The following is a 21,086-nucleotide window of genomic DNA, read 5'->3' on the forward strand; positions in this document are numbered from 1 at the left end:
GCCTGGCCGCTGACTCCGGCTCCCGAGGTTGATGCCCCACCGAGGAACACGGCCGTAGGAGCACGTGGAACGGCGGTGATGGTGGGGTATGGGTCTTTCGGCGCTCCTGCGTCTTCCGTGCCGACCGGTTGCAGCGCGAGGAGTGCAAGCCCGATGGCACCCACGAAAAGCACGGCGACGACGAGAAATTTCCACCACCGAGGCCGCATGAGACGTCGGGCTATCATGTGCTCATAGTGGCACGCATATGCCCCCCCTACGTGGGTCGCTGTGATAATGAGGTTCTTGATAGAGTCTCAGTATTGGCTGGTCAATCCGGTGCCGCTCGACACGGTGAAGGGCGAACGCGTGGATCAACGTGGATTCTGGAACCTCTTGCGATCTCGATGGGTTGCGCTCGTCACATTCACCATTCTTGGCGTCATCGCCGCTTCGGTCTACGTGCTGACCACCGAGCCTGAGTACTCCGCGGAAGCGGAGTTATTCGTTTCGGCAATCGGTAGCGATAGCACCAGTGACCTCGCGCAGGGCAGCAATTATTCACAACAGCAGGCCCGCAATTACAGCATCATGGCGACCCGCCAGATCGTCTTGGACCCTGTGATAACCGCGCTTGGATTGAAAACCACTGTCGGTGAACTTGGTGATCGGGTATCTGCCTCGGTGCCACTGAACACGTCTCTCATTTCGATCGCTGTCACGGATACCTCGCCGGACCGCGCCGCCGCCACTGCCGACGCGGTGGCGACGAGTCTGGTCAATACGGTGATCCGTCTGGTCCCGAAAAGGAGCGACGGCACTACACCACTACGCCTCGAGTCCGTGCAGAGTGCGACGACACCCACCGCGCCTTCCGCCCCCAGCCCGTCGATCGCACTGGCATCCGGATTGCTGGGCGGCTTCGTTGCCGGGCTCGGCTTCATTCTCCTGCGGGAGCTGACGAGCGCAAAAGTGAGAACCGCGGAACAGCTCAGGCAGTTCGGTCTGACACTTCTCGGGACGATTGTGTACGACCGCGGGAGTGTCAACAACCCGCTGGTCCCGCAACGAGGCTTCAGCCCCATTCGGGCCGAGGAATTCAAGCAGGTCAGAACGAACCTGCATTTCCTCCAGGCGAATGAGCGCCACAAGGTGTTCGTCGTCACCTCGTCCATTCCCGGCGAAGGAAAATCCGTCACGGCGGCGAACCTCGCCATCACACTCGCGGCCTCCGGCAGCCTGGTGTGTCTGGTCGAAGCGGACCTGCGGAGACCGTCCCTGGCCGACTATTTCGACCTCGAGGGATCGGTCGGTCTTTCGACTATTCTGGCCCACGACGCCGACGTGGATGATGTCCTCCAATCCTGGGGGCCGGACGGCCTCCAGATCCTGTTGTCAGGGCAGGTTCCCCCGAACCCGAGCGAACTGCTTTCCTCCACACACGCCCAACAGGTTTTCGCCTCGCTGCGCGACCGGTTCAACGTCGTCGTCATCGACTGCCCGCCTCTCCTGCCCGTGACTGACGCAGCTATCCTCGGAAGGTATTTCGGCGGGGCAGTTCTCGTCGTCGGGTCGGGAAAGGTCGAAACGCGGGAACTCCGGAAAGCCGTCGAGAGCCTCAAAACGGCAGGGACTCCGCTGCTCGGCGCGATCCTGAACCTGGCACCCGCTCGGCTTCTCGGTCGAAATCGAGGCAGGTATTACATGCCGCACACGGCGGCGGAGCAGGAGCCGTCACGTCAGGAACAACCCGTCCGCAGCCACGAGGAAGAAGTCGCACTCCGCAAACGGTAGCGATGTCACACGATCTACTCGACACAAAAGGGTGCTGCCGACCCGCAGGCAGTTCGGCAGCACCCGGCTATGTTCCGATGATCCTGGTTACTGGGTCCTGCTGCTTGCGGCGTAATACTGCAGATCCTGCACGACAGGGCGCGCAACGACTGTGTACGGAGAGGTGACCGCGGCGATCTGCGCCCCGTTCCGGTCTGCACTCGCACCGACCGTGCCCAGCGCCAGCGGGAACGTCCTGCTTGATTCTCCTGCCGGCGCCTCGAACGATGTCTTTTTTCCTCCGATTGAGACCGTGACCGTCGCCGGTGCCGTGAGGAATGTGAGCACTCCGACGGTATCCCGAGGCTTCATGGCTGTTCCGCTCAACGTGGGCGACATGAGCTGCTGCGGCGTGGTCGGCGTCGCTGCATAGGGCTGAATCCGGTGCGTCAAGTAGATCGAGTCGTTGACGATAGCCGGCGCCGAGCCCTTCTTGAACTGGCTCAGGTAGTACGCGTTGATATCCAGGAAGGCCTCGCCGTGCGCTGCCGAAGGAGCAAACGACGTCCCCTCGGAGTAGTCGTTCCACGTGACCAGTTGCACCAATTCAGAACCGTTCGACAGCGCCCGTTTCCAGGACGCCTTCAGGGTTTCCGTATTGCCGGCTTCGTCATAGAGGTAGCTTCGGGGCCGGACGTCCTGGACGGCAACGGGAGACATCCACTTCACGCCGAGTGCTCGTGCCTTCGCCGCGTAGTCGGGACCGTTCTCGATGGTCACCGGCGTCCGGGTTCCCCAGTTGCTCAACGCATAACTGATCGGTGCAAAACTCTTCAGGTTCTCGTCACTGGCATGAAGGAATACGGCGATGAACGCCGTCTTGATTCCATACTGCGAAGCCAACGTCGACTTCAACTGCCCCCACCAGACCGCGTTCTGACGCTCGGCGGCGAAGGAGGAGAGAACGAATTCGCCTGTACTCAGACGATAGGTGGCCGGGGACTTGTATAATTCGGCAAGTTTCGCCGCGATTGTCGCGATGCTGGCCTTTCCGGCGCTGGCCGTCATATCTAGGTTCGGGACAATGGTGAAGTTTCTGCCGGACTGCTCCGCGCCCTGCACCAAATCGAGTGTTCGCTCCCAGTTGAGGCCGGACAGACTCATGATGTCGACGGTGAAGCCATCGATACCGGCATCTGCCGCGTCGGTGACTTCCTCTTTCATATCAGTGAGTTTCCAATCCCCCGAACGCGGAGCGCGAGCCTCAGGGCGGTCGCGCAGCAATCCGCCGTAGTTGGCGTGGATGCCTCCCTCGCCCTGCGAGGTGAGGTAGTTGATCGCATAGTAATCCGATGCGGGTGCCTTGTTCTCGATGGAGATGGGGTACGGCGGAAAGTAGTGTGCAAAGACCTTTTTGCCGGTGGTGTTCGACCCGGGAACCGCGAATGACAGGTTGTCGGATCCGGTCGCCGAGCCGGTGGCCGAGCCGGTCGCCGCGCCGGTCGCCGAGCCGGTTGCCGCGAGGACGAGCTTCAGCGTGGGGCGCGCCTCCCCTTTGCCTACGAACGAGGTGCTCACAAACTTCTGGGCGAAGCGCACCTCGAACGCAGTCGACCCGGACAACGCTGTACCGTTCAGACCCGAGAGCGGCACAGAAATTGTCTGTCCGGTCAGAGCCCGAACCGATGCCCCACTCAGTTCCGTGTCGATGTGGGCCGGGCGGTTCGACTCAGTCAGAGACGACGCGCTCCAGTCCGAGGAGACCGGATAGACCTGCACGCCAGGTGCGGTAGAGGTGGTGCTGGCGACTTTCAAGTCCAATGTCGCCGACACGACGCTCATGCCCGTGTACTGTGCCGTGTCGAATTTGAGGAAGGTCTTGTCAGCCAGCGACGTGGCGCTGACGTACGGCGTGGCGTTCTGGGGTGTGCTGGGTTCGCGGATAGTGGTCCAGGTGGCCTCCCCCGCTTTCACTGCGATCGGGGCAGCGGCGACAGCCTGGGGAGAGGTCACCGCCGACGCGGGCAACGGAACGAAAGCCGATAGGGCCAGCACTGTCGCCGCAAGGACGGCCGTGAGTTGCCATAGCTTGGCGAGACGTGGCTTGCCATTGGGGTGCCGGTTCAGGAATTTGATCGGGGATTTTTGGGCAGCATAAAGAGCAGACATACAACATCTCAAGATTGTGCGCGATCGAGAGCGCGAGGAATGTGACCCCCGAAGAGGGGCCACCTGAGCAATATTCGAATGCTATCGAAGGGTAGTGCGATTACCAAATAAGACGAGAGTGTCAAGGGCCTGGACAGACCACCGGCAGGGATTATTTCGACGGGAGCGAGCACATATTCAGGACCGCCGTCCGACCGGTCTGGGCCTGCTGTCGCCGGGATTCTCCCGGCCGGCCTCAGGCCGCGAAGCGGTCCGTCGCCTCGATGATCGCGTCCAGGTTGCCCGGCTCGTCGAAGGAGTGACCGGCATCCGGGATCAGCCTGAAATCGGCCTCCGGCCAGTTCTGGTGCAGCTCCCAGGCGGTGAACGCGGGGGTGCACATGTCATAGCGGCCCTGCACGATGACGCCGGGAATGTCTTTCAGCCGGTCCGCGTCGCGGATCAGCTGGTTCGGCTCGAACCAGCCCGAGTTGGTGAAGTAATGGTTCTCGATCCGGGCGAAGGCCACCGCGAACGCCGGCTCGGTGAAACGCGCGATCGTGTCGGGTTGCTGCAGCAGCGTGATGGTCGAGGACTCCCAGGTGGACCAGGCCACGCCGGCCCGCTCGCGCACGTACTGGTCGGGGTCGTGCAGCAGGCGCTTATAGGCCTCGATCAGGTGGCCGCGCTCCTCCACCGGAACCGGGGCGATGAAGCTCTCCCAGAGGTCCGGGTAGATCGCCGACGCGCCGCCCTCGTAGAACCAGTCGAGTTCCATCGGGCGCAGCGTGAAAATGCCCCGCAACACGAGTTCGGTGACCCGGTCCGGGTGTGTCTCGGCGTACGCGAGGCTGAGGGTGCTGCCCCAGGACCCGCCGCAGACCAGCCAACGCTCGATCCCGAGGTGCTCGCGCAGTTTCTCGAGGTCGGACACGAGGTGCCAGGTGGTGTTGGTGGTGAGGTCGGCGTCCGCCGCGCTCGCGTGCGGCGTGCTCTGACCGCAGCCACGCTGGTCGAAAAGGATGATGCGGTACTTCTTCGGGTCGAAGACGCGGCGTTGCTTCGGGCTCGATCCGCCGCCCGGCCCTCCGTGCAGGTAGACGGCCGGCTTGCCGTCGGGGTTGCCGGATGCCTCCCAGTAGATGGTCTGCCCGTCACCGACCTCGAGGAGTCCGGTTTCGTAGGGTTCGATCTCGGGGTAGAAGGTGCGCATACCCCCGAGCCTATTCGAGCCGGTGGGCCAGAATGACGACCTGCACTCGGTCACGCAGCTCAAGCTTGGCCAGGATGCGTCCGACGTGGCTCTTGACGGTGGACTCGGACAGGAAGAAACGTTCGGCGAGCTCCGGGTTCGACAGACCCTCCGCGACCGCGAAGAAGACCTCTCGCTCCCGCTCGGTGAGCAGGCCGAGTCGGCCGGCGTCGGCATCCGCTTCGGTACCGTCGGCCTCCCGATCTGCTCCCGGAAGCTTCGCTCCGAACAGGTCCAGCATGCGCCGGGTCACCCGCGCCGAAACGGAGGCGTCGCCCGAGGCCACGGCCCGGATTGCCGCGGTGAGTTCAGGGGGCTGGGCGTCTTTCAGCAGGAACCCGCGCGCGCCCGCGCGGAGGCCACCGAACGCGTACTCGTCGAGGTCGAAAGTGGTGAGAATGATGATCCGGCTGTCGGGGCACGCGGCGGTGATCCGCCGTGTGGCGTCGATGCCGTCGATTCCGGGCATCCGCACATCCATCAGGATGACGTCGGGATGCAGGTCGGTGGCGAGTGCGATCGCCTCGGCGCCGTCGCCGGCCTCGGCCACCACGGTGAAATCGTCCTCGGCCTCGAGCACCATCCGGAAGCCCGTGCGCAGCAGCGCCTGGTCGTCGACGAGCAAAATCCGGATCGGCGTCATGCCCGTTCCCCCGTCTCGTCGACCGTCATCGTCGCGCGCACCTGCCAGCCGCCGCCGGGACGGCACCCGGCCACGAGGGTGCCGTCGTAGAGCGCGACGCGCTCGCGCAGCCCGATGATGCCCCGCCCGGCAGCCGACGACGGCAATGTGGCCGACGCGTTCCGGCCGTCGTCGGCGATGACCACCTCGAGCCGCCCCGGTACCCGGATCAGTCGCACGGTCACCGCGGTCGGATGCGCCGAATACCGCAGCGCGTTGGTCAGCGATTCCTGCACGATCCGGTAGACCGTCAACTGCAGACCCTGGCTCCCGGGAATGCGCCCGGTGAGTTCCAGCCGGGCGGGCAGTCCGGCGGCGTGGAACGATTCGACCAGGTCGACGAGCTGGTCGGCGCCGGGTTGGGGCCGGAGGGGGATATCCGTCCCCTCGGGGTCGCCCTGCTCCTGAGGACCCTCACTCAGCACGCCGAGCAGCCGGCGCATCTCGGACATCGAGCCGCGGCCGGTCCGGGCCACCTCGCGCAGCGCAGCGCGCGAACGTTCCGGGTCTTTGACGAGCAGCGCGTCGGCGCCGTCGGCGAGCGCGACCATGACCGAGAGGCTGTGCGCGATGATGTCGTGCATTTCCCGGGCGATGCGCCCGCGTTCGGTGATGCGGGCGAGCTGGGCCTGCTGGTCGCGCTCTCGGGCCAGCTGTGCGGCCAGTTCGACCAGCGCGGCCACATAACGCTTGCGATCGCCGACCGTGACACCGATCAGGGTGGCCGCGAGCATGAGGACCGCGGATTGGGAGGCGACCGCAAGCCAGGATGCGTAGCTGCTCGCGCCCAGAAAAGCACCTAGGGCGCCGATGCCGATCGCCACGGCGAGGCCGAACCAGGCGCTTCGCACGCCACGGTAGACCGCGGCAGTGTAGAGCGCGATCAGCACGGGCAGGGTGTCGCCCTGGCCGGGGAACGCGACGACCAGTCCTGCGCAGGTCACCCCGAGCACGAGAAGCGGGGCATGCCGCCGGACCAGCAGTGCGGCCGTGATGACCATCACCACCGCGGCGGTGATGATGGCCTGCGGCGGCAGGCCGGGCCCGGCCTGCCGTGTCAGGTCGATCAGGAAAACGACGGCCATCGGCACGAAATAGGCGCTCGCGACCAGCGCATCGCTGAGCCACGGATGCCGCGCCCAGAACCGCCCGGCCACCCCCGGCGGTGTCGGCAGACGCAGTTCGCCCTCGGTCGGCACAAGCGGCCGACCGAGGGCGAGGAGTGATTCGGTCATTCAGAGGACTTTACGCGTCCCTCCGCTTCAACACCACAGCGGCACCGACCAAGCTGACCGCGAGCCAGCCGAGCAGCACCAGCAGGTTGACCCACCATTCGATCGGCACCGGGCTGAACGACATCAACCCGAACATGTTGATGCCCGCGTTCGACACCAGATACGGCAGCACCGCGGCGGCCCACGGGGCAGCGATCACCTGGAACACCATCGGGAGCAACAGCACGATGCCGAGCACGACCGCGATGCCGCCGGCCCCGCTGCGCACGATGGTGCCGATGCCGAGGGCGAAGACCGCGATCAGGGCCAGGTAGAGCGCACCGCCGAGTACCGGCAGGAACACGGCTGGATCCGCGAAGCTGACGCCCAAGCCCTGCCGGGAAAGCACCAGCGACGCCACCAGATAGGAACCGAGGTTGGCGGCCAGCCCAACCACGAAGGTCGTGACGAACAGCACGGCGGCCTTCGCCGCAAGGGCGGGCAGCCGGCGCGGCACCGCTGTCAACGTGGACCGAATCATGCCGGTGGAGTATTCGCCGCTGATGGTCAGTGCGCCGAGGACGGCCACGATGAGTTGGCCGAAGAACACCCCGAATGTCGCGGTCTGGGCGATGAAAGTCGCCTGGTCGGCCGCGGGGATCATCGAGGCGTCCGCACCCTGCAGGTCGAGCGTCGAGGACATGACCGCCGCGAGGGCGAGCGAAACCAGTACGAGCAGGGCGTACGACCAGGCCGTCGAGCGCACGCTGCGCAGCTTGATCCACTCCGACCGCAGCAGGCCCGCCGCGCTCAGGCCGTGCACAGCGGATGCGGCGCCGGGCACGGTGCCGTCCGCGGCCGGGGAGGAGGAAGCAGCGGGCGCGGGCGTCTTGGTCGCGGTTGTCTCGGTCATCGTCATGCCTCCTGCAGTTGCGCGGAGCCGCTGGCGCGGTACTCCACCTCGTCTTGGGTCAGGGCCAGGTAAGCCTCTTCCAGTGACGCGCTCACGCCGGTCAGCTCGTGCAGCACGATGCCCGCGGCGGCGGCCTGTTCGCCGATGTCACCGGCCGAAATACCGGCTACCTCGAGCAGGTCCGGCTCTCCGGTGGTGACGGTGACGTCGGGCTGGGCGAGCAGGGCCGCAAGCTGGGCGGACTGAGGGGTGCGCACGCGCACCCGGTGCGTGCTGGCCATGCCGATAATCTCGGAGACCGGGGCATTCACGATCATCTTTCCCCGGCCCAGCATGATCAGGTGGTCGGCCGTGAGAGCCATTTCGCTCATCATGTGCGAGGACAGCAGCACGGTTCGGCCCTCCGCGGCGAGGTACCGCATCAGCTGGCGCACCCACTGCACGCCCTCGGGGTCGAGCCCGTTGACGGGCTCGTCGAGAATCAGCACCGCAGGGTCGCCGAGCAGCGCCGCCGCGATGCCGAGGCGCTGGCCCATGCCGAGGGAGAAGCCGCCGACGCGCGTGCGGGCGACGGCTCCAATCCCGGTGAGCTCGATCACCTCGTCGACCCGGGCGGCCGGGATGCCGTGGGTGGCCGCCAGGGCCAGCAGGTGGTTGCGGGCCGAGCGGCCGGTGTGCACGGCCCTCGCGTCGAGCAGCACGCCCACCTCGCACAGCGGCGCCCGGTGCTCGCTGTAATGCTTGCCGTTGACCGTGACCGATCCGGCGGTCGGCCGGTCCAGTCCGACGATCATGCGCATGATGGTGCTCTTGCCGGCGCCGTTCGGACCCAGCAGGCCGGTCACCTTGCCGGGCTGCACGGTGAAGTCGATCGCGTCGACCGCGGTCTTGCCGCCGTGCCGTTTGGTCAGGGACTGTGCCTGAATCATCCGTCTCCTCGTTGTACATCGGTGGGGCCGGTCTCACCGTGTGAAATCGGCCCGTCATCGACGCTACGGGGGACGGATGCTGCACGCATCGGCCCAGCGGACGCTTGTGCGCCCGCCGGCCTCGTACCTGGGTACGACACGAGGGTGCCCGTTCCGGTAGAGAGCGGCCGGCGGAACGGGCACTCTCCACCGGATCGGGGCTACCTCTTGGCGGGAGTCTTCTCGGCGCGGGGAGCGGTGCCGTTGGCACGCTGGGTTTGGTAGTAGTCCCTGGCCTCGTTCTGGCGCTCCTGCTCGGCACCGCTGGCGATTGCCGACCGGAGGTGGTCCTGGCTGTAACCGAAGGCGTCGACCAGGTCGACGGAGTGGGGGCGGAGCCGGGCGATGATGCGGTCGATGTAGGCCGTGACCGACTGTGCCCGCTTGGCCGACAGGCGCCCGTGGATCAGGTACCAGGCCAGGTGCTTCTCCACCAGTCCGAGGCCGAACAGGTCGCGCAGCCAGGTCAGGACCTGCTTCGTGCCGGCGTCTTCAGCGGTCTCGACCGCCCGGGTGAACGCCTCCCACTGCAGCAGCTCGCCGTGCGAACGGGCCGCCTCGATCAGCTGGTCCTGGTTGGCGTTGAAGAGGGCCGCGGCATCCTTCGGTGCCAGCTTGCCGGCCGAGCGGAGCTTGCCCGCGATCTCGGCGATCATGGTTTCGACCCGGTCGGTGAGCAGCTCCCGCTGCACCGTGGTGTCGCGGAGGTGGCCCACGGAGCGAGCGGTGGAGCCGAAGTCGGAGACCGCCTGGCCCAGGGTGCGGAGCCCGGTACCGTGGTAGGCGCGGCCGGCAGCTTGCTGCACGACGTAGCGGGCGAGCACGCCCGGGCCGGCTGAGGCGAACTTGCGGCTGTAGTCGGTGAGCAGACGCTTCGCGACGAGCTGCAGGAGCACGTTGTTGTCGCCCTCGAAGGTGGCGAAGACGTCCAGGTCGGCGCGCAGGCCGACCAGCCGGTTCTCGGCCAGGAATCCGGCGCCGCCGCAGGCTTCGCGGGCCTCCTGCAGGGTGTCGAGAGCGTGCCAGGTCGAGAGCGGCTTGAGGGCGGCGGCGAGGGTTTCGAGGTCTTGCCGGTCGGCATCCGTGTCGGCCTGGCCGCTGAAGACCTGATCGAACTTGACCAGGAACTCGTCGTGGGCGAACGTGTGCGCGTAGGTCGTGGCCAGGCGCGGCAGCAGACGGCGCTGGTGGCGCTGGTAGTCGAGGATGACCTCCTCGTCGGTGTCGCTACCGGCGTTGAACTGGCGGCGCTGGCTGCCGTAGGTGATGGCGATCGTGAGGGCCATCGCCGAAGCCTGGGTGGCGGCGCCGTCGAGCGAGACGCGGCCCTGCACGAGGGTGCCGAGCATGGTGAAAAAGCGGCGGCCGGGGCTGGAGATCGGGCTGGTGTAGGTCCCGTCCTCGGCGACGTCGCCGTAGCGGTTGAGCAGGTTTTCGCGGGGAATGCGCACCCCGTCGAAGTGGAGCCGCCCGTTGTCGATGCCGTTGAGGCCGCCCTTGAGGCCGTCGTCCTCGCCACCGATGCCGGGGAGGAAATCCCCGGACTCGTCGCGGATCGGCACCCAGAATGCGTGCACCCCATGGTTGACGCCCGCCGTGATCAGCTGGGCGAAGAGAACGGCGGCGATGCCGTCTTTCGCGGCGTTTCCGAGGTAGTCCTTCCACGCCGCGCGGAACGGGGTGTCGATAACGAATTCCTGCGTCGCAGGGTCGTAGGTCGAAGTCGTGCCGATGGCCGCGACATCCGAGCCGTGTCCGGTCTCGGTCATCGCGAAGACGCCCGGGACCTGCATGGTCATGATGCCCGGCAGGTAGGCGTCGTGGTGCTTCTTGGTGCCTAGGTGCAGCACGGCCGCGCCGAACAGACCCCACTGCACGCCCGCCTTGATCTGCAGGCTGGGGTCGGCGGTGACGAGTTCCTCGAACCCGGCGATGTTTCCGCCGTGGTCGTCGGCGCCGCCCAGGTGCGTCGGGAACGCGCGGTGCACGTGCCCGTTCTCGGCCAGGATCAGGAGCTGGCCCAGCACGCGTTCGCGGTGCTCGGCCATGGATTGACCCTCGATGCGCTGCAGTTCGGGCTTGGCCGTGAGCTCGCGCGCCCGCAGGCGCACGTCGGCCCAGGTGCCGAGCAGCTGCCGGTGCAGCGACTCGATGTTGACCGTGGGGGCACCGGCCTGGCCGGCGATCATGACCGGGCCGGTGTCGACGCCGGGCGCCACGGGGGGCGTGACGGCGACGGTCGTGGCCAGGGTCGCGTCCGTCTTCTTGTCCGTCTTGGCGGGGGTAGTGCTGTTGGAGCGCTGAGCAGTGTCAACCATCATTGGTCCTTCGTCTTCGCGCGAACTCGAAATTTTCTTACACGTTAGGCGGCTCTCACGAAGCGGGGAAATAGTGCGTGACGGGCCTACAACGAAGGATGCTCCGCCCGGCATTCGTCTTGTAGGTTTCCACAGCGGTAAAGGGTCTGACGGCACCGTTACCCACAAACGGGGCACCACCTCTGCCGGAGCGACGGCCCGGCCGCTCCTAACGAATTCGACGGAGATTTTGCCCTAGAAGCCCTAAAACAAGCCCAAAACGTGGCTTTAGCTCAAAATCTCCGTCGAATTCGTTGGGGCACAGGTCGTCGGGGTGCGGGCGGTGACGTGGAAGAGGTGCCAGTGGCGAGGGCCGAATGCGGACTGACCGGGGCGGTCGTCTTCGACGAGGCCGACGACGTGCAGACCGGCCAGGAGCGCCTCGACCTGGCCGCGATCATGGAAGTTCATGTCTGCGCGGCCGGCCCATTCATCGTGGGGGCCGAAGAATTCTCCGGCGAACCAGGCGCCGGGCTTCAGCGCCGCGCGGATGCCCGCCCACAGGTCGGGGAACACTGCGGGGTCGCAGAAGGGCAGGGAAAACCCCGCATAGACGAGGTCTGCGGCGGGCAACTCGGGGAGATCCTCGAAGCGGGACCGGTGAAAGACCAGGCGGGACTGCTCCGCGGCGCGAAGGCCCGTCCAGACCCTGGCCTCAGAGCCCGGGTCGGCGTCGAACGCGTGTACAGTCCAGCCGGCGGCGAGCAGGTGCCGGGTCTCGGTGCCCGCACCGCAGCCCAAGTCGATCGCAGTGCCGGGTGGGGCGGGTGGCGCGTCGGCGCAGAGGTCGAGGGCACGGAGGTCGAGGGCACGGAGCAGCACCGCACGCGGTGGGCGAGCGGCCTGAGCGTTGAAGTACTCGGTCCAGTCCATGACTCAGTTCTACCCGGTCCTGCGGGATGCCGCGGGTTGGGTCCGGGACGGGAGGCGTCAGGTTCCGGCGGACACGACCTCGAGGAGGGCGGCGCCGTAGGCGTCGAGCTTCTTGGCACCGACGCCGGAGATGCCGTCGAGGTCGGCCAGGGTGGCCGGCTTCGTCGCGGCGATCGCCAGCAGGGTTGCGTCGCCGAAGATGATGTAGGCCGGCACGCCCTGCTCTTTGGACTGGGCGGAGCGCCAGACCCGCAGCGCCGCGAACAGGGTCTCCTGCTCGGGGCTGAGATCGGCCGCGGCCGCCTTCGCGGCGCTCTTGCGGGCCCCGGCCGCGGGGCGGGCGACCCGTTCGGGCTCGGTGCGGAGCTCCACTGTGCGGCGGCCAGCGAGGACCTCTGCGGCGGCATCCGTCAGCACCAGGGTGCCGTATTCGCCGGAGGTGGCCAGGAAACCCTGGGCGAGGAGCTGCCGCACGACGCCGCGCCACTGCTGGTCGCTGAGGTCGGCACCGATGCCCCAGGTGGCCAGCTGGTCGTGGCTGTGCTGAGTGGTGCGCGGGGTCACCTTGCCGCGCAGGATGTCGATGAGCTGCCCGGCGCCGAAGCGCTGATTGCGCTCGCGCAGCAGGCGCACCACGGTGGAGAGCAGTTTCTGGGCAGGGACGGTGCCGTCCCAGCCGACGGGGGGTTCGAGGCAGGTGTCGCAGTTGCCGCACGGCTCGCTGGACTGGCCGAAGTAGCGCAGCAGGTTGACCCGGCGGCAGCTGACGGTCTCGCAGAGCGCGAGCATGGCGTCGAGGTGGGCGGAGAGCTTGCGCCGGTGGCCGAGGTCGCCGGGCGACTCGTCGATCATGCGGCGCTGCTGCACGACGTCTTGCAGGCCATAGGTGAGCCAGCCGGTGGAGGGCAGGCCGTCGCGGCCCGCGCGGCCGGTCTCCTGGTAGTAGCCCTCGACGGACTTGGGCAGGTCGATGTGGGCGACGAAACGCACATCCGGTTTGTCGATGCCCATGCCGAACGCGATCGTGGCGACGATGATGACGCCCTCCTCACGGAGGAACCGGGACTGGGTGCGGGCGCGCAACCCCTGGTCGAGGCCCGCGTGGTAGGGCAGCGCGTTGAGCCCGTTCTGGCGCAGAAATTCGGCGGTCGCCTCGACGGTCTTGCGACTGAGGGCATAGACGATGCCGGCATCCGAGGGGTGCTCGGCCTTGATGAAGGCCAGGAGCTGCTTGCGCGGCTCGGCCTTGCCGACGATGCGGTATTGGATGTTGGGCCGGTCGAAGCTGGCGACGAAGTGCCGGGCATCGCCCATCTGTAGCCGGGTGGTGATCTCTTTATGGGTGGCGTCGGTGGCCGTGGCGGTGAGAGCGATGCGGGGAACATCGGGCCAGCGGTCGGCCAGGTCGGACAGGGCCAGGTAGTCGGGCCGGAAGTCGTGCCCCCACTGCGACACGCAGTGGGCCTCGTCGATGGCGAAGAGGGCGATGGTGCCGCGGTCGAGGAAACGCTTGGTGGCCTCGGAGGAGAGTCGCTCGGGGGCGACGTAGAGCAGGTCGAGGTTGCCGGCGAGGTAGTCGCGCTCGACCGCGCCCCGAGCGGCGGAGTCCTGGCTGGAGTTGAGGAACGCGGCGCGCACGCCCACGGCGGTGAGCGCGTCGACCTGGTCTTGCATGAGGGCGATCAGCGGCGAGATGACGATGCCGGTGCCCTCCCGCACGAGCGAGGGGATCTGATAGCACAGGCTCTTACCCCCACCGGTGGGCATCAGCACGACGGCGTCGTTGCCGTTGATGACCTGGTCGATGATGGCGGCCTGCTCGCCGCGGAAGGAGTCGTAGCCGAAGACAGTGCGCAGGGCCTCGCCGGCCGTCGCGAACTTCGCGGTGGCGCGGTGGGGCGGGGTTGCGGGTACGCGCAGGGCGGATGCGCCGGCACCGGCGCGGCCTGCCGGGCCCGCCAGGTCCGGGGCCGGTTCCCACTCCCTGGCTCCGCCGGCATAGCCGTCGGGCGGTGGCGGGGCGTCGAATTCGTCGGGTGGTTCGAACTCGTCAGGATTCCACGGTATTTCGGCGTTCCAACTCACCCGGCAACTCTACCTGCGCCCTCCGATGGTGCGAGTCGGCTACGCGGGCTGGTCGGGCTGCTCGGGCTGATTCGGTGGGCGAGGCGCGCGTCGGCGGATGGCGAGGAGGGTTCCAGCCACGGCGAGGAGGACGGCACCGAGGGCGGCGGCGATCCAGACGGCGACGAGGGGGGCTTCGGCGAGGGCGACGGCGCTTGTGTCGGTGGAATCCGGGGAAGCAGCATCCGCGGCGGCGTCCGCGGTCTCGGCGCAGACCGGTTTGGCCGGGGACCCTTCAGCCAATTCCTGGTCGGCGGCCGGTTGCCAGGTGAAGGTGAAGTCGTCGGACACCGGATGCCCGTCGGTCGAGACCACCTGCCAGGTCACCGTGTACTCGCCCGGCTGGCCCAGCTGGGCCTTGGTCTCGACGGTCGGGCCGAGCAGGCTGATACAGCCGTCACCGTAGTAGAGAGGCGTGGCCACACGCGCGGGCCCGCTGATGAGCATCCCGCTGCCCGCTCCCCCGCCGCCGAGGTCAAGCAGGGCGTCGTTCGTCGTCACGGTGAACAGCGAAGGCTGTTCAGTCACGACGGCCCCCGCTGCCGGGGAGGACCCGCCCACGGAGTCGTGGGCCGACGCCGGGGCGGCGGACCACCACGGCGGCGCGACCACCACGGCGGCGCCCAGCGCGAGCGCTGCCCACTGCCGCGCCCTGTTCCCTCGTTTCACAGCGACCTGTCTCCCCGCCTCACACAGTTGTGGGTTTTAGGATACCGGCCACTCGCTAAGCTCGTTTTCTATGCTTATCGCGGTCCTCGGCCTCACCGGCGCACTCATCTTCGGGAGTGCCGACTTCCTTGGCGGGCTCGCCGCCAAGCGCATGAGTTCCCTGCTCGTGACGGCCGTCGCCGCGGCATCCGGGCTCGTGGCCCTGCTGCTCGCCCTACCGTTTGTGGTGGGGGTCTGGTCGCCGTCGGCCGTGCTGTGGGGCGGATTGTCCGGAGTCAGCGGCGCAATCGCGATCTCGCTGCTCTACGCCTGCCTCGCGATCGGGCCGATGAGCATCCTCTCGCCGCTCACGGCCGTGGTGTCGGCGGTCGTGCCGATGACGGTGGGGCTGGCCGGCGGCGACCGCCTCGCCCCGATCGGCTACTGGGCGCTCGGCCTGGCGCTCGTGGCGGTGGTGCTCGTGGGTTTCGTGCCCGAGCGCGGCGCCGTGCGGCCGAGCCTGCTCGGCGTGCTGATGGCCCTCGGCTCCGGCACGATGATCGGCGCCTTCATGGTGATGATCGACCTGACCCCGGCGGACAGCGGGCTCGTACCGCTGGTGATGAACCGCGCGGTGAATGCGGCGATCATGTTCTCCGTGGTCGGGCTGCTCGCCCTGCTCGCGTTGCGGCGGCGACGTTCACTGGTGACGACCGCGCCGATGACGGGCTCGTTCAGACCGGTGACGGATGCCGCGCCGCAGCCCCGCTCGACGCTCACCATCGGGCTGCGGCTGGCCGTGGCCTGCGGCGTGATCGACGTCGTGGCCAATGTGTTGCTGCTGCTCGGCATGCGCGCCGGGGACCTCAGCGTGATGAGCGTACTCACGGCAATGTACCCGGCCGGCACGATCCTGCTCGCCGCCGTGGTGCTCCGGGAACGGATCGCGCCGGTGCAGTGGTTGGGCCTCGCGCTGGCCCTCGGCGCGGCTGGGATGCTCGCGCTGGCCTAACGGACCCGGCGCCGACTGGCATCCTTTCACCGCCGACACCGTCACCCACTCGTTACGAACGACTGCCTCGGGACCCTTGCCGCGCGCGGCGATGCCACGGTACTGTCAGGCCCACACCTGAATTAGTGAACGACTGGTCGGTCACTAATTATCTGTTCCTCTGAAGGAGATTCCAATGAAGAAGTCTCGTCTGCGTTTCATCGCGCCGATTGCCGTTATCACAGCCCTTGCGCTGGCCGGATGCAGCACCTCGAACCTGGGGGGAACGGCCAAGGACGACCCTGCAGCGGAGGCCGGCCCGATCAAGATCGGCGCGGTTCTCGACGTCACCGGCGTCGGCGCCAGCCTCGGCGTGCCGGAGCAGAACACGCTCACAATGCTGGCCAAGCAGCTCAACGACGACGGCGGCATCGACGGCCGCGACGTCGAGCTCACCATCATCGACAATCAGTCGACCGAGGACGGCGCGGCCAAGGCCACGAGCAAGCTGATCGAGAGCGACAAGGTCGACATCATCATCGGTGCCTCACGCACCGGGCCCAGCCTGGCCATGCGCCCCATCGCGGAAGCCGCGAAGATCCCGATGATCTCCGTCGCGGCCAACGTGGCCATCGTCGAGGGCTCGAAGTGGGTCTTCAAGACCGCACAGAACGACGTGGTCGTGCTCGAGCGCATCCTCGACGACGCCGAGGCGAAGGGATATACCAAGCTGGCCCTCGTGCGCGACGCGAGCGGTTTCGGCGAAGGGGTCGCGGAGTACATCACAGACCTCGGCGCCGAGCGCGGCATCACCCTGGTCATGACGGAGGCCTTCGAGCCGAGCGCGACCGACTTCACCCCGCAGATGACCAACGTGCGCGGCTCGGACTCCGACGCCGTCATCATCTGGGGCATCAACCCCTCGGCCGGCCTGGCCCAGAAGGCCTATGTGCAGCTCAGCGTGAACAAGCCGGTCTACCACTCGCACGGCATCTCGAACCAGGCATTCTTCGACGCCGCCGGTGACGCCGCCAACGGCGTCATCGCCCCGATGGGCCGCCTGCTCGTCGCCGACCAGCTGGCGGCCGACAACACCCAGCGCGAGGTCATCGAGCAGTTCCAGGCGGACTACAACGCGGCCTACGGCGAGCAGCCGTCCGGTTTCGCGGGCCACGCGTTCGACGCCTGGCACATCGCCGTCAACGCGATCGAGGCCGCCGGCACCGACGCGGATGCCCTGCGCGACGAACTCGAGAGCGCCCAGTGGACTGGGATCTCCGGAGTCTTCCAGATGACCGCGAAGAACCACTCCGGCCTCGACGCCACCGCCCTCATCCTGGCTGAGGCCGAGGATGGTCGCTGGAACCTCCTCAAGGACTGATCGTGCTCACTGATTTCCTGCAGTTGACGGTGGCAGGGCTTTCACAGGGCTCTGTGTACGCCCTGCTCGCCGTCGGCCTGATCGCCGTCTACACGGTTCGCCACGTCATCAACATCGCCCAGGGCGAGTTCGCGATGCTGGCCGGACTGGGGAGTGCCTGGCTCGCCGCGGCCGGGATGCCGCTCCTTCTCGCGATCCTGGTCGCCATCCTCTCGGTGACCCTGGTGGCCATTGCGATGGAACGGCTGATCATCGCACGGGTGAAGAAGCTGACCCCGCTCACGTCCATCATCCTGACCCTCGGCGTCTCGACTCTGCTGCAGGCGATCATGCTGCTGGCCTGGGGGCCCGAGGCCAAGGGGGTGCCCCTGTTCCCGGGGACCAACATCCTGATCGGCGGGGTGAGCATCCGTTCTCAAGAATTCTGGATGATCGGCGCCCTCGTCGTGGTCGGCGGTGGAATTGTGCTCTTCTACGAGAAGTCACGCTGGGGCAAGGCCCTGCGGGCGTGTGCGGAGCAGCCCGTTGCGGCGCGCATCGTGGGGATCTCACCGGTCACCGCGTCAATGCTGGCCTTCGCGATTGCGGGTTTCGTCGGGGGTGTCGCCGGCGTGGTGGCTTCCCCGATCTACCTCTCGCTCTGGTCGGGCGGCGTACTGCTCGGCCTCAAGGGCTTCGTCGCCGCCGTCCTCGGCGGCTTCGTCTCCTTTCGTGCCGCGATCGTCGGGGCTCTCCTGCTCGGCGTGATCGAGGCCTACGTGGCCGGGTACGTCTCGTCCGGCCTGAGGGACGGCGCCGCCTTCCTCATCCTCATCCTTGTGCTCGTCGTTCGCCCCCAGGGCCTCGTTCTCAAGCCCACAGCGGTCAGGGTGTAGCGAAATGACACATGCAACCACACCTACCCTCGCCGGGACGCGCTCCCTCCGCACGCGTTTCTGGGCGAACAACAAGAGCACGCTGATCGGCTGCGGCGTGCTCGTCGCGCTGATGATCGTGGTCCCTTTCACGGCCAGTTCCTCGGTCATGAACATCGTCGTGTTCGCCATGATCTTCGCCCTGCCGGCCATCGGGCTCAACCTGCTGATGGGTCTGGCCGGGCAGGTCAGTCTCGGGCAGGCCGCGTTTTTCGCGATCGGCGCGTACACCCACGCAATCCTGCTGACCAAGCTCGATCTGCCCGGCCCGGTCGCGGCCACCGTCGGTGTTCTCGCCGCGATGCTGGTCGCCCTGCTCGTAGGCCTTCCGCTGATGCGCCTGCGCGGCCACTACCTCGCGCTGGCGACGCTGGGGCTCGGCTTCATCGTGATGATCGGCGTGCGCGAATGGGATGTCACCGGACGAACCACGGGCATCTACGGCATCTCGCGACCCACGGTGCTCGGGATCCCGATCGACAACAGCGGCTTCTTCCTCTGGTTCGTGACGCCGTTCGCGGTGATCGGGCTCATCCTGGCCCTCAACCTCACCCACAGCCGCGCCGGTCGCGCCCTCTCGGCCGTCAACGACTCCGAACTCGCCGCCGAGAGCCTCGGCGTCAACACCTATGCGCTGCGGCTGAAAGTCTTCGTGCTCTCCGCCGGCTTCGCGGGCCTCGGCGGGGTGTTCTACGCCTACCAGGTCGCGATCGTGAGCCCCGCCACCGCCGAATTCCACCTGTCGGTCTCGATCCTGCTGATGGTCGTCATCGGGGGCCTGGGATCGGTCTGGGGCGCCGTCGCGGGCGCCTTCCTTGTGCAATTCCTCGGCGAGGGCATGCGCGACGTCATCCCGGCCATCTTCCCCGGCGCCACCGGAGAGGTGCAGTTGCTCGGTTACGGTATCGTCCTGATCCTGGTGATCCTGCTCCTGCCCGGCGGCCTCCACCAGGCGGCGACCACGCTGTGGCAGAAGTTGCCGTTCGCCGGGAAGCGCCCACCCGGCGACGCGCATGCGCACGTCCCGGAGGACGACACGACGATCCCGCAGCTCCCGGCGGTCAGCACCCCGGTCGCGGCCGGTGAGCCGATCCTCGTCCTCGAGGGACTGAGCAAACGATATGGCGGCGTCGTCGCCGTCAACGATGTAAACCTCACCGTGCCGGCCGGCAGCATCCTGGGTCTGATCGGCCCCAACGGTGCCGGCAAGACGACCTGCTTCAACATGATCTCCGGAGCACTGACCCCAAGCGAGGGCACCGTCACGTTCCTCGACCAGGTGATCTCCGGCCGCAAACCGCACGTCGCCGCCGCGCACGGGCTGACCCGCACGTTCCAGAACCTGCAGGTCTTCACCTCGACGGATGTCGTCGGCAACGTGTACATGGGCAGGTACCGCAAGGGAAGCGCGGGCGTCCTCCGCGGAATGCTGGGGCTGCAGTCGGGTGAGCAGAGCGCCCACCGCGCCGCGTCCTACGAGATCCTGCAGTCGATGAAACTCTCGGATGCCGCGGACGACTCAGCCTCGGATCTGTCGTTCGGCAAGCAGCGAATCATGGAGGTCTGCCGGGCTCTGGCCGCCGAGCCGGCCCTGCTCCTCCTCGACGAGCCGATGGCCGGCCTATCCGGCGCTGAGCGCGAGGTGATGGCCGAGCTGCTGCGGCGGCTGCGGACCGCCGGGCTCACGATCGTGCTCGTCGAGCACGATGTGGCGCAGGTCATGTCCCTCGCCGACCATGTCGCGGTGCTCGACGACGGTGTGCTCATCGCCTACGGCGACCCGGAGTCCGTGCGCAATGACCCCGCCGTGGTCGTTGCCTACCTGGGCACGGACCTCGACGAGGCCGAAGCGGAACTGAACGAATTGGAGGAGCACGCATGACGCTGATCGTTTCCGGACTGGACGCCGGCTATGGCAAGCTCGCGGTGCTGCACGAGGTCAGCTTCGAGGTGGCGCGTGGGGAGATCGTGGCTGTGGTGGGCTCGAACGGGGCCGGTAAGACGACCCTGCTGCGAGCCGTCAGCGGCCTCATCCGGCCCACCGGGGGCAGCGTGACCCTCGAGGGTCGCACGATCACCGGGAAGCCCACGGAGAAGATGGCCGGATTCGGCCTGACCCATGTGCCCGAGAACCGGCTGTGCTTCCCGACCCTCTCGGTGCGTGACAACCTCATGCTGGGTGCCTGGACGAAGAAGGGCCACGGCGACGTCGACTCGATCCTCAAGCTGTTCCCCCGGCTGCGCACCCGGATGGGTCAGGCCGCCGGAACCCTCTCGGGTGGCGAGCAGCAGATGGTGGCCATCGGGCGCGGCCTGATGGCGAACCCGACGGCGATCATGCTGGACGAGCCGTCCATCGGCCTCGCGCCGAAGGTGGTCGCGGAGATCATGGACGTGCTCTCCCGGCTCTGCGTCGAGAAGCAGCTCGCGGTTCTCCTCGTGGAACAGAATGTGCGCGCCTCGTTCAAGATCGCGCACCGGGCAGTGGTCATGCACCGCGGACGGGTGGCACTCACGGGAACCCCGGCCGAACTCGTGGAACTCCCCGAGGTGCACAACGCCTACCTGGGTGGCGCAGCCGCGTAGCGGCATCCGTTGCCCGCTCCAGGAGCGGCACGCAGGTGTTGCGCCGCTAAGCGCGTGGCGTGCCAGCCGCGCAGCGGCGTAGAACCCGCGCCGCGGACCTGGTCGGCAAATGCTGCGGATGTGGTCGCTGCGGGCGACCGCGGCGACCGGCCCTAACGAATTCGACGGAGATTTTGGCTCTCCTGCTGCTTCTGTGGGTTAAACCCGGCCGGGGAGCACTGGTTTGTGGCCGCCGAGGCTGAGCATGGCGAGGGCGATGAGGGCGTCGGGTGATTTGAAGCCG

16 protein-coding genes are annotated in these 21,086 nt (G+C 67.4%); 6 read left to right on the forward strand and 10 right to left on the reverse strand.

The features are described 5' to 3' along the window. Positions 1-285: 285 nt before the first annotated feature. Entirely contained in the window at positions 286-1,773 is a 1,488-nt protein-coding gene (locus E3N86_RS04985) for a polysaccharide biosynthesis tyrosine autokinase (RefSeq protein WP_166785014.1), read from the forward strand. Between the two features lie 87 nt (positions 1,774-1,860). Here E3N86_RS04985 and E3N86_RS04990 read toward each other — a convergent pair whose 3' ends face one another. From E3N86_RS04990 to E3N86_RS05035, 10 genes are all read right to left on the reverse strand, one after another. Further along, the gene (locus E3N86_RS04990) at positions 1,861-3,921 is read right to left on the reverse strand and encodes an endo-1,3-alpha-glucanase family glycosylhydrolase (RefSeq protein WP_134511477.1); all 2,061 of its coding nucleotides are present in this window, start codon (positions 3,919-3,921) and stop codon (positions 1,861-1,863) included. 235 nt (positions 3,922-4,156) lie between these two features. Next, positions 4,157-5,113: a prolyl aminopeptidase gene (gene pip / locus E3N86_RS04995; RefSeq protein ID WP_134511478.1), complete on the reverse strand. Its 957-nt coding sequence runs from the start codon at positions 5,111-5,113 to the stop codon at positions 4,157-4,159. A gap of 10 nt (positions 5,114-5,123) precedes the next feature. After that, a complete protein-coding gene (locus E3N86_RS05000) occupies positions 5,124-5,795 on the reverse strand; it encodes a response regulator transcription factor (protein ID WP_134511479.1) in 672 nt (223 codons plus the stop codon). Then, positions 5,792-7,069 carry a sensor histidine kinase gene (locus E3N86_RS05005; protein WP_241985953.1) on the reverse strand — a complete coding sequence of 426 codons (1,278 nt, stop codon included), beginning with the start codon at positions 7,067-7,069 and terminating at the stop codon, positions 5,792-5,794. The genes E3N86_RS05000 and E3N86_RS05005 overlap by 4 nt, the downstream gene beginning before the upstream one ends. A gap of 10 nt (positions 7,070-7,079) precedes the next feature. Beyond that, positions 7,080-7,961, reverse strand: a complete 882-nt coding sequence (locus E3N86_RS05010) for an ABC transporter permease subunit (RefSeq protein WP_166785015.1) — start codon at positions 7,959-7,961, stop codon at positions 7,080-7,082. A 2-nt stretch (positions 7,962-7,963) separates the two neighbouring features. Further along, the gene (locus tag E3N86_RS05015) at positions 7,964-8,890 is read right to left on the reverse strand and encodes an ATP-binding cassette domain-containing protein (protein WP_134511480.1); all 927 of its coding nucleotides are present in this window, start codon (positions 8,888-8,890) and stop codon (positions 7,964-7,966) included. Between the two features lie 200 nt (positions 8,891-9,090). Continuing rightward, complete coding sequence (locus tag E3N86_RS05020) at positions 9,091-11,247, reverse strand: acyl-CoA dehydrogenase (protein ID WP_134511481.1); 2,157 nt, start codon at positions 11,245-11,247, stop codon at positions 9,091-9,093. A 267-nt stretch (positions 11,248-11,514) separates the two neighbouring features. Next, positions 11,515-12,159: a trans-aconitate 2-methyltransferase gene (locus E3N86_RS05025; protein WP_134372783.1), complete on the reverse strand. Its 645-nt coding sequence runs from the start codon at positions 12,157-12,159 to the stop codon at positions 11,515-11,517. A gap of 57 nt (positions 12,160-12,216) precedes the next feature. Further along, on the reverse strand, positions 12,217-14,244 hold the full coding sequence (recQ, locus tag E3N86_RS05030; protein WP_166785016.1) for a DNA helicase RecQ: 2,028 nt from the start codon (positions 14,242-14,244) through the stop codon (positions 12,217-12,219). A 39-nt stretch (positions 14,245-14,283) separates the two neighbouring features. Next, positions 14,284-14,952, reverse strand: coding sequence for a copper resistance CopC family protein (locus tag E3N86_RS05035; RefSeq protein WP_166785017.1), 669 nt, complete (start codon positions 14,950-14,952; stop codon positions 14,284-14,286). A gap of 70 nt (positions 14,953-15,022) precedes the next feature. Here E3N86_RS05035 and E3N86_RS05040 point away from each other — a divergent pair, with 70 nt between their 5' ends. The 5 genes from E3N86_RS05040 to E3N86_RS05060 all read left to right on the forward strand — a co-directional run bounded on the left by E3N86_RS05040 (position 15,023) and on the right by E3N86_RS05060 (position 20,803). After that, the gene (locus tag E3N86_RS05040) at positions 15,023-15,943 is read left to right on the forward strand and encodes an EamA family transporter (protein WP_134511483.1); all 921 of its coding nucleotides are present in this window, start codon (positions 15,023-15,025) and stop codon (positions 15,941-15,943) included. Between the two features lie 175 nt (positions 15,944-16,118). Next, complete coding sequence (locus E3N86_RS05045; protein WP_134372792.1) at positions 16,119-17,303, forward strand: ABC transporter substrate-binding protein; 1,185 nt, start codon at positions 16,119-16,121, stop codon at positions 17,301-17,303. Positions 17,304-17,305: 2 nt separating this feature from the next. Next, entirely contained in the window at positions 17,306-18,178 is an 873-nt protein-coding gene (locus E3N86_RS05050; protein WP_166785018.1) for a branched-chain amino acid ABC transporter permease, read from the forward strand. A 4-nt stretch (positions 18,179-18,182) separates the two neighbouring features. Next, on the forward strand, positions 18,183-20,099 hold the full coding sequence (locus E3N86_RS05055; RefSeq protein WP_134511485.1) for an ATP-binding cassette domain-containing protein: 1,917 nt from the start codon (positions 18,183-18,185) through the stop codon (positions 20,097-20,099). Beyond that, the gene (locus E3N86_RS05060; protein WP_104102551.1) at positions 20,096-20,803 is read left to right on the forward strand and encodes an ABC transporter ATP-binding protein; all 708 of its coding nucleotides are present in this window, start codon (positions 20,096-20,098) and stop codon (positions 20,801-20,803) included. The genes E3N86_RS05055 and E3N86_RS05060 overlap by 4 nt, the downstream gene beginning before the upstream one ends. Positions 20,804-21,086 lie beyond the last annotated feature (283 nt).

The organism is Cryobacterium sp. Hz7 (genome assembly GCF_004402815.1).
Classification (GTDB): domain Bacteria; phylum Actinomycetota; class Actinomycetes; order Actinomycetales; family Microbacteriaceae; genus Cryobacterium; species Cryobacterium sandaracinum.

Bases quoted from the DNA above. Each gene is read 5' to 3' on its own strand.
- E3N86_RS05045 (WP_134372792.1), top strand. From the start codon at position 16,119: ATGAAGAAGTCTCGTCTGCGTTTCATCGCGCCGATTGCCGTTATCACA.
- E3N86_RS05040 (WP_134511483.1), top strand. From the start codon at position 15,023: ATGCTTATCGCGGTCCTCGGCCTCACCGGCGCACTCATCTTCGGGAGT.
- pip (WP_134511478.1), bottom strand. From the start codon at position 5,113: ATGCGCACCTTCTACCCCGAGATCGAACCCTACGAAACCGGACTCCTC.
- E3N86_RS05000 (WP_134511479.1), bottom strand. From the start codon at position 5,795: ATGACGCCGATCCGGATTTTGCTCGTCGACGACCAGGCGCTGCTGCGC.
- E3N86_RS05025 (WP_134372783.1), bottom strand. From the start codon at position 12,159: ATGGACTGGACCGAGTACTTCAACGCTCAGGCCGCTCGCCCACCGCGT.
- E3N86_RS05010 (WP_166785015.1), bottom strand. From the start codon at position 7,961: ATGACCGAGACAACCGCGACCAAGACGCCCGCGCCCGCTGCTTCCTCC.
- E3N86_RS04990 (WP_134511477.1), bottom strand. From the start codon at position 3,921: ATGTCTGCTCTTTATGCTGCCCAAAAATCCCCGATCAAATTCCTGAAC.
- E3N86_RS05055 (WP_134511485.1), top strand. From the start codon at position 18,183: ATGACACATGCAACCACACCTACCCTCGCCGGGACGCGCTCCCTCCGC.
- E3N86_RS05020 (WP_134511481.1), bottom strand. From the start codon at position 11,247: ATGGTTGACACTGCTCAGCGCTCCAACAGCACTACCCCCGCCAAGACG.
- E3N86_RS05015 (WP_134511480.1), bottom strand. From the start codon at position 8,890: ATGATTCAGGCACAGTCCCTGACCAAACGGCACGGCGGCAAGACCGCG.
- E3N86_RS05060 (WP_104102551.1), top strand. From the start codon at position 20,096: ATGACGCTGATCGTTTCCGGACTGGACGCCGGCTATGGCAAGCTCGCG.
- E3N86_RS05005 (WP_241985953.1), bottom strand. From the start codon at position 7,069: ATGACCGAATCACTCCTCGCCCTCGGTCGGCCGCTTGTGCCGACCGAG.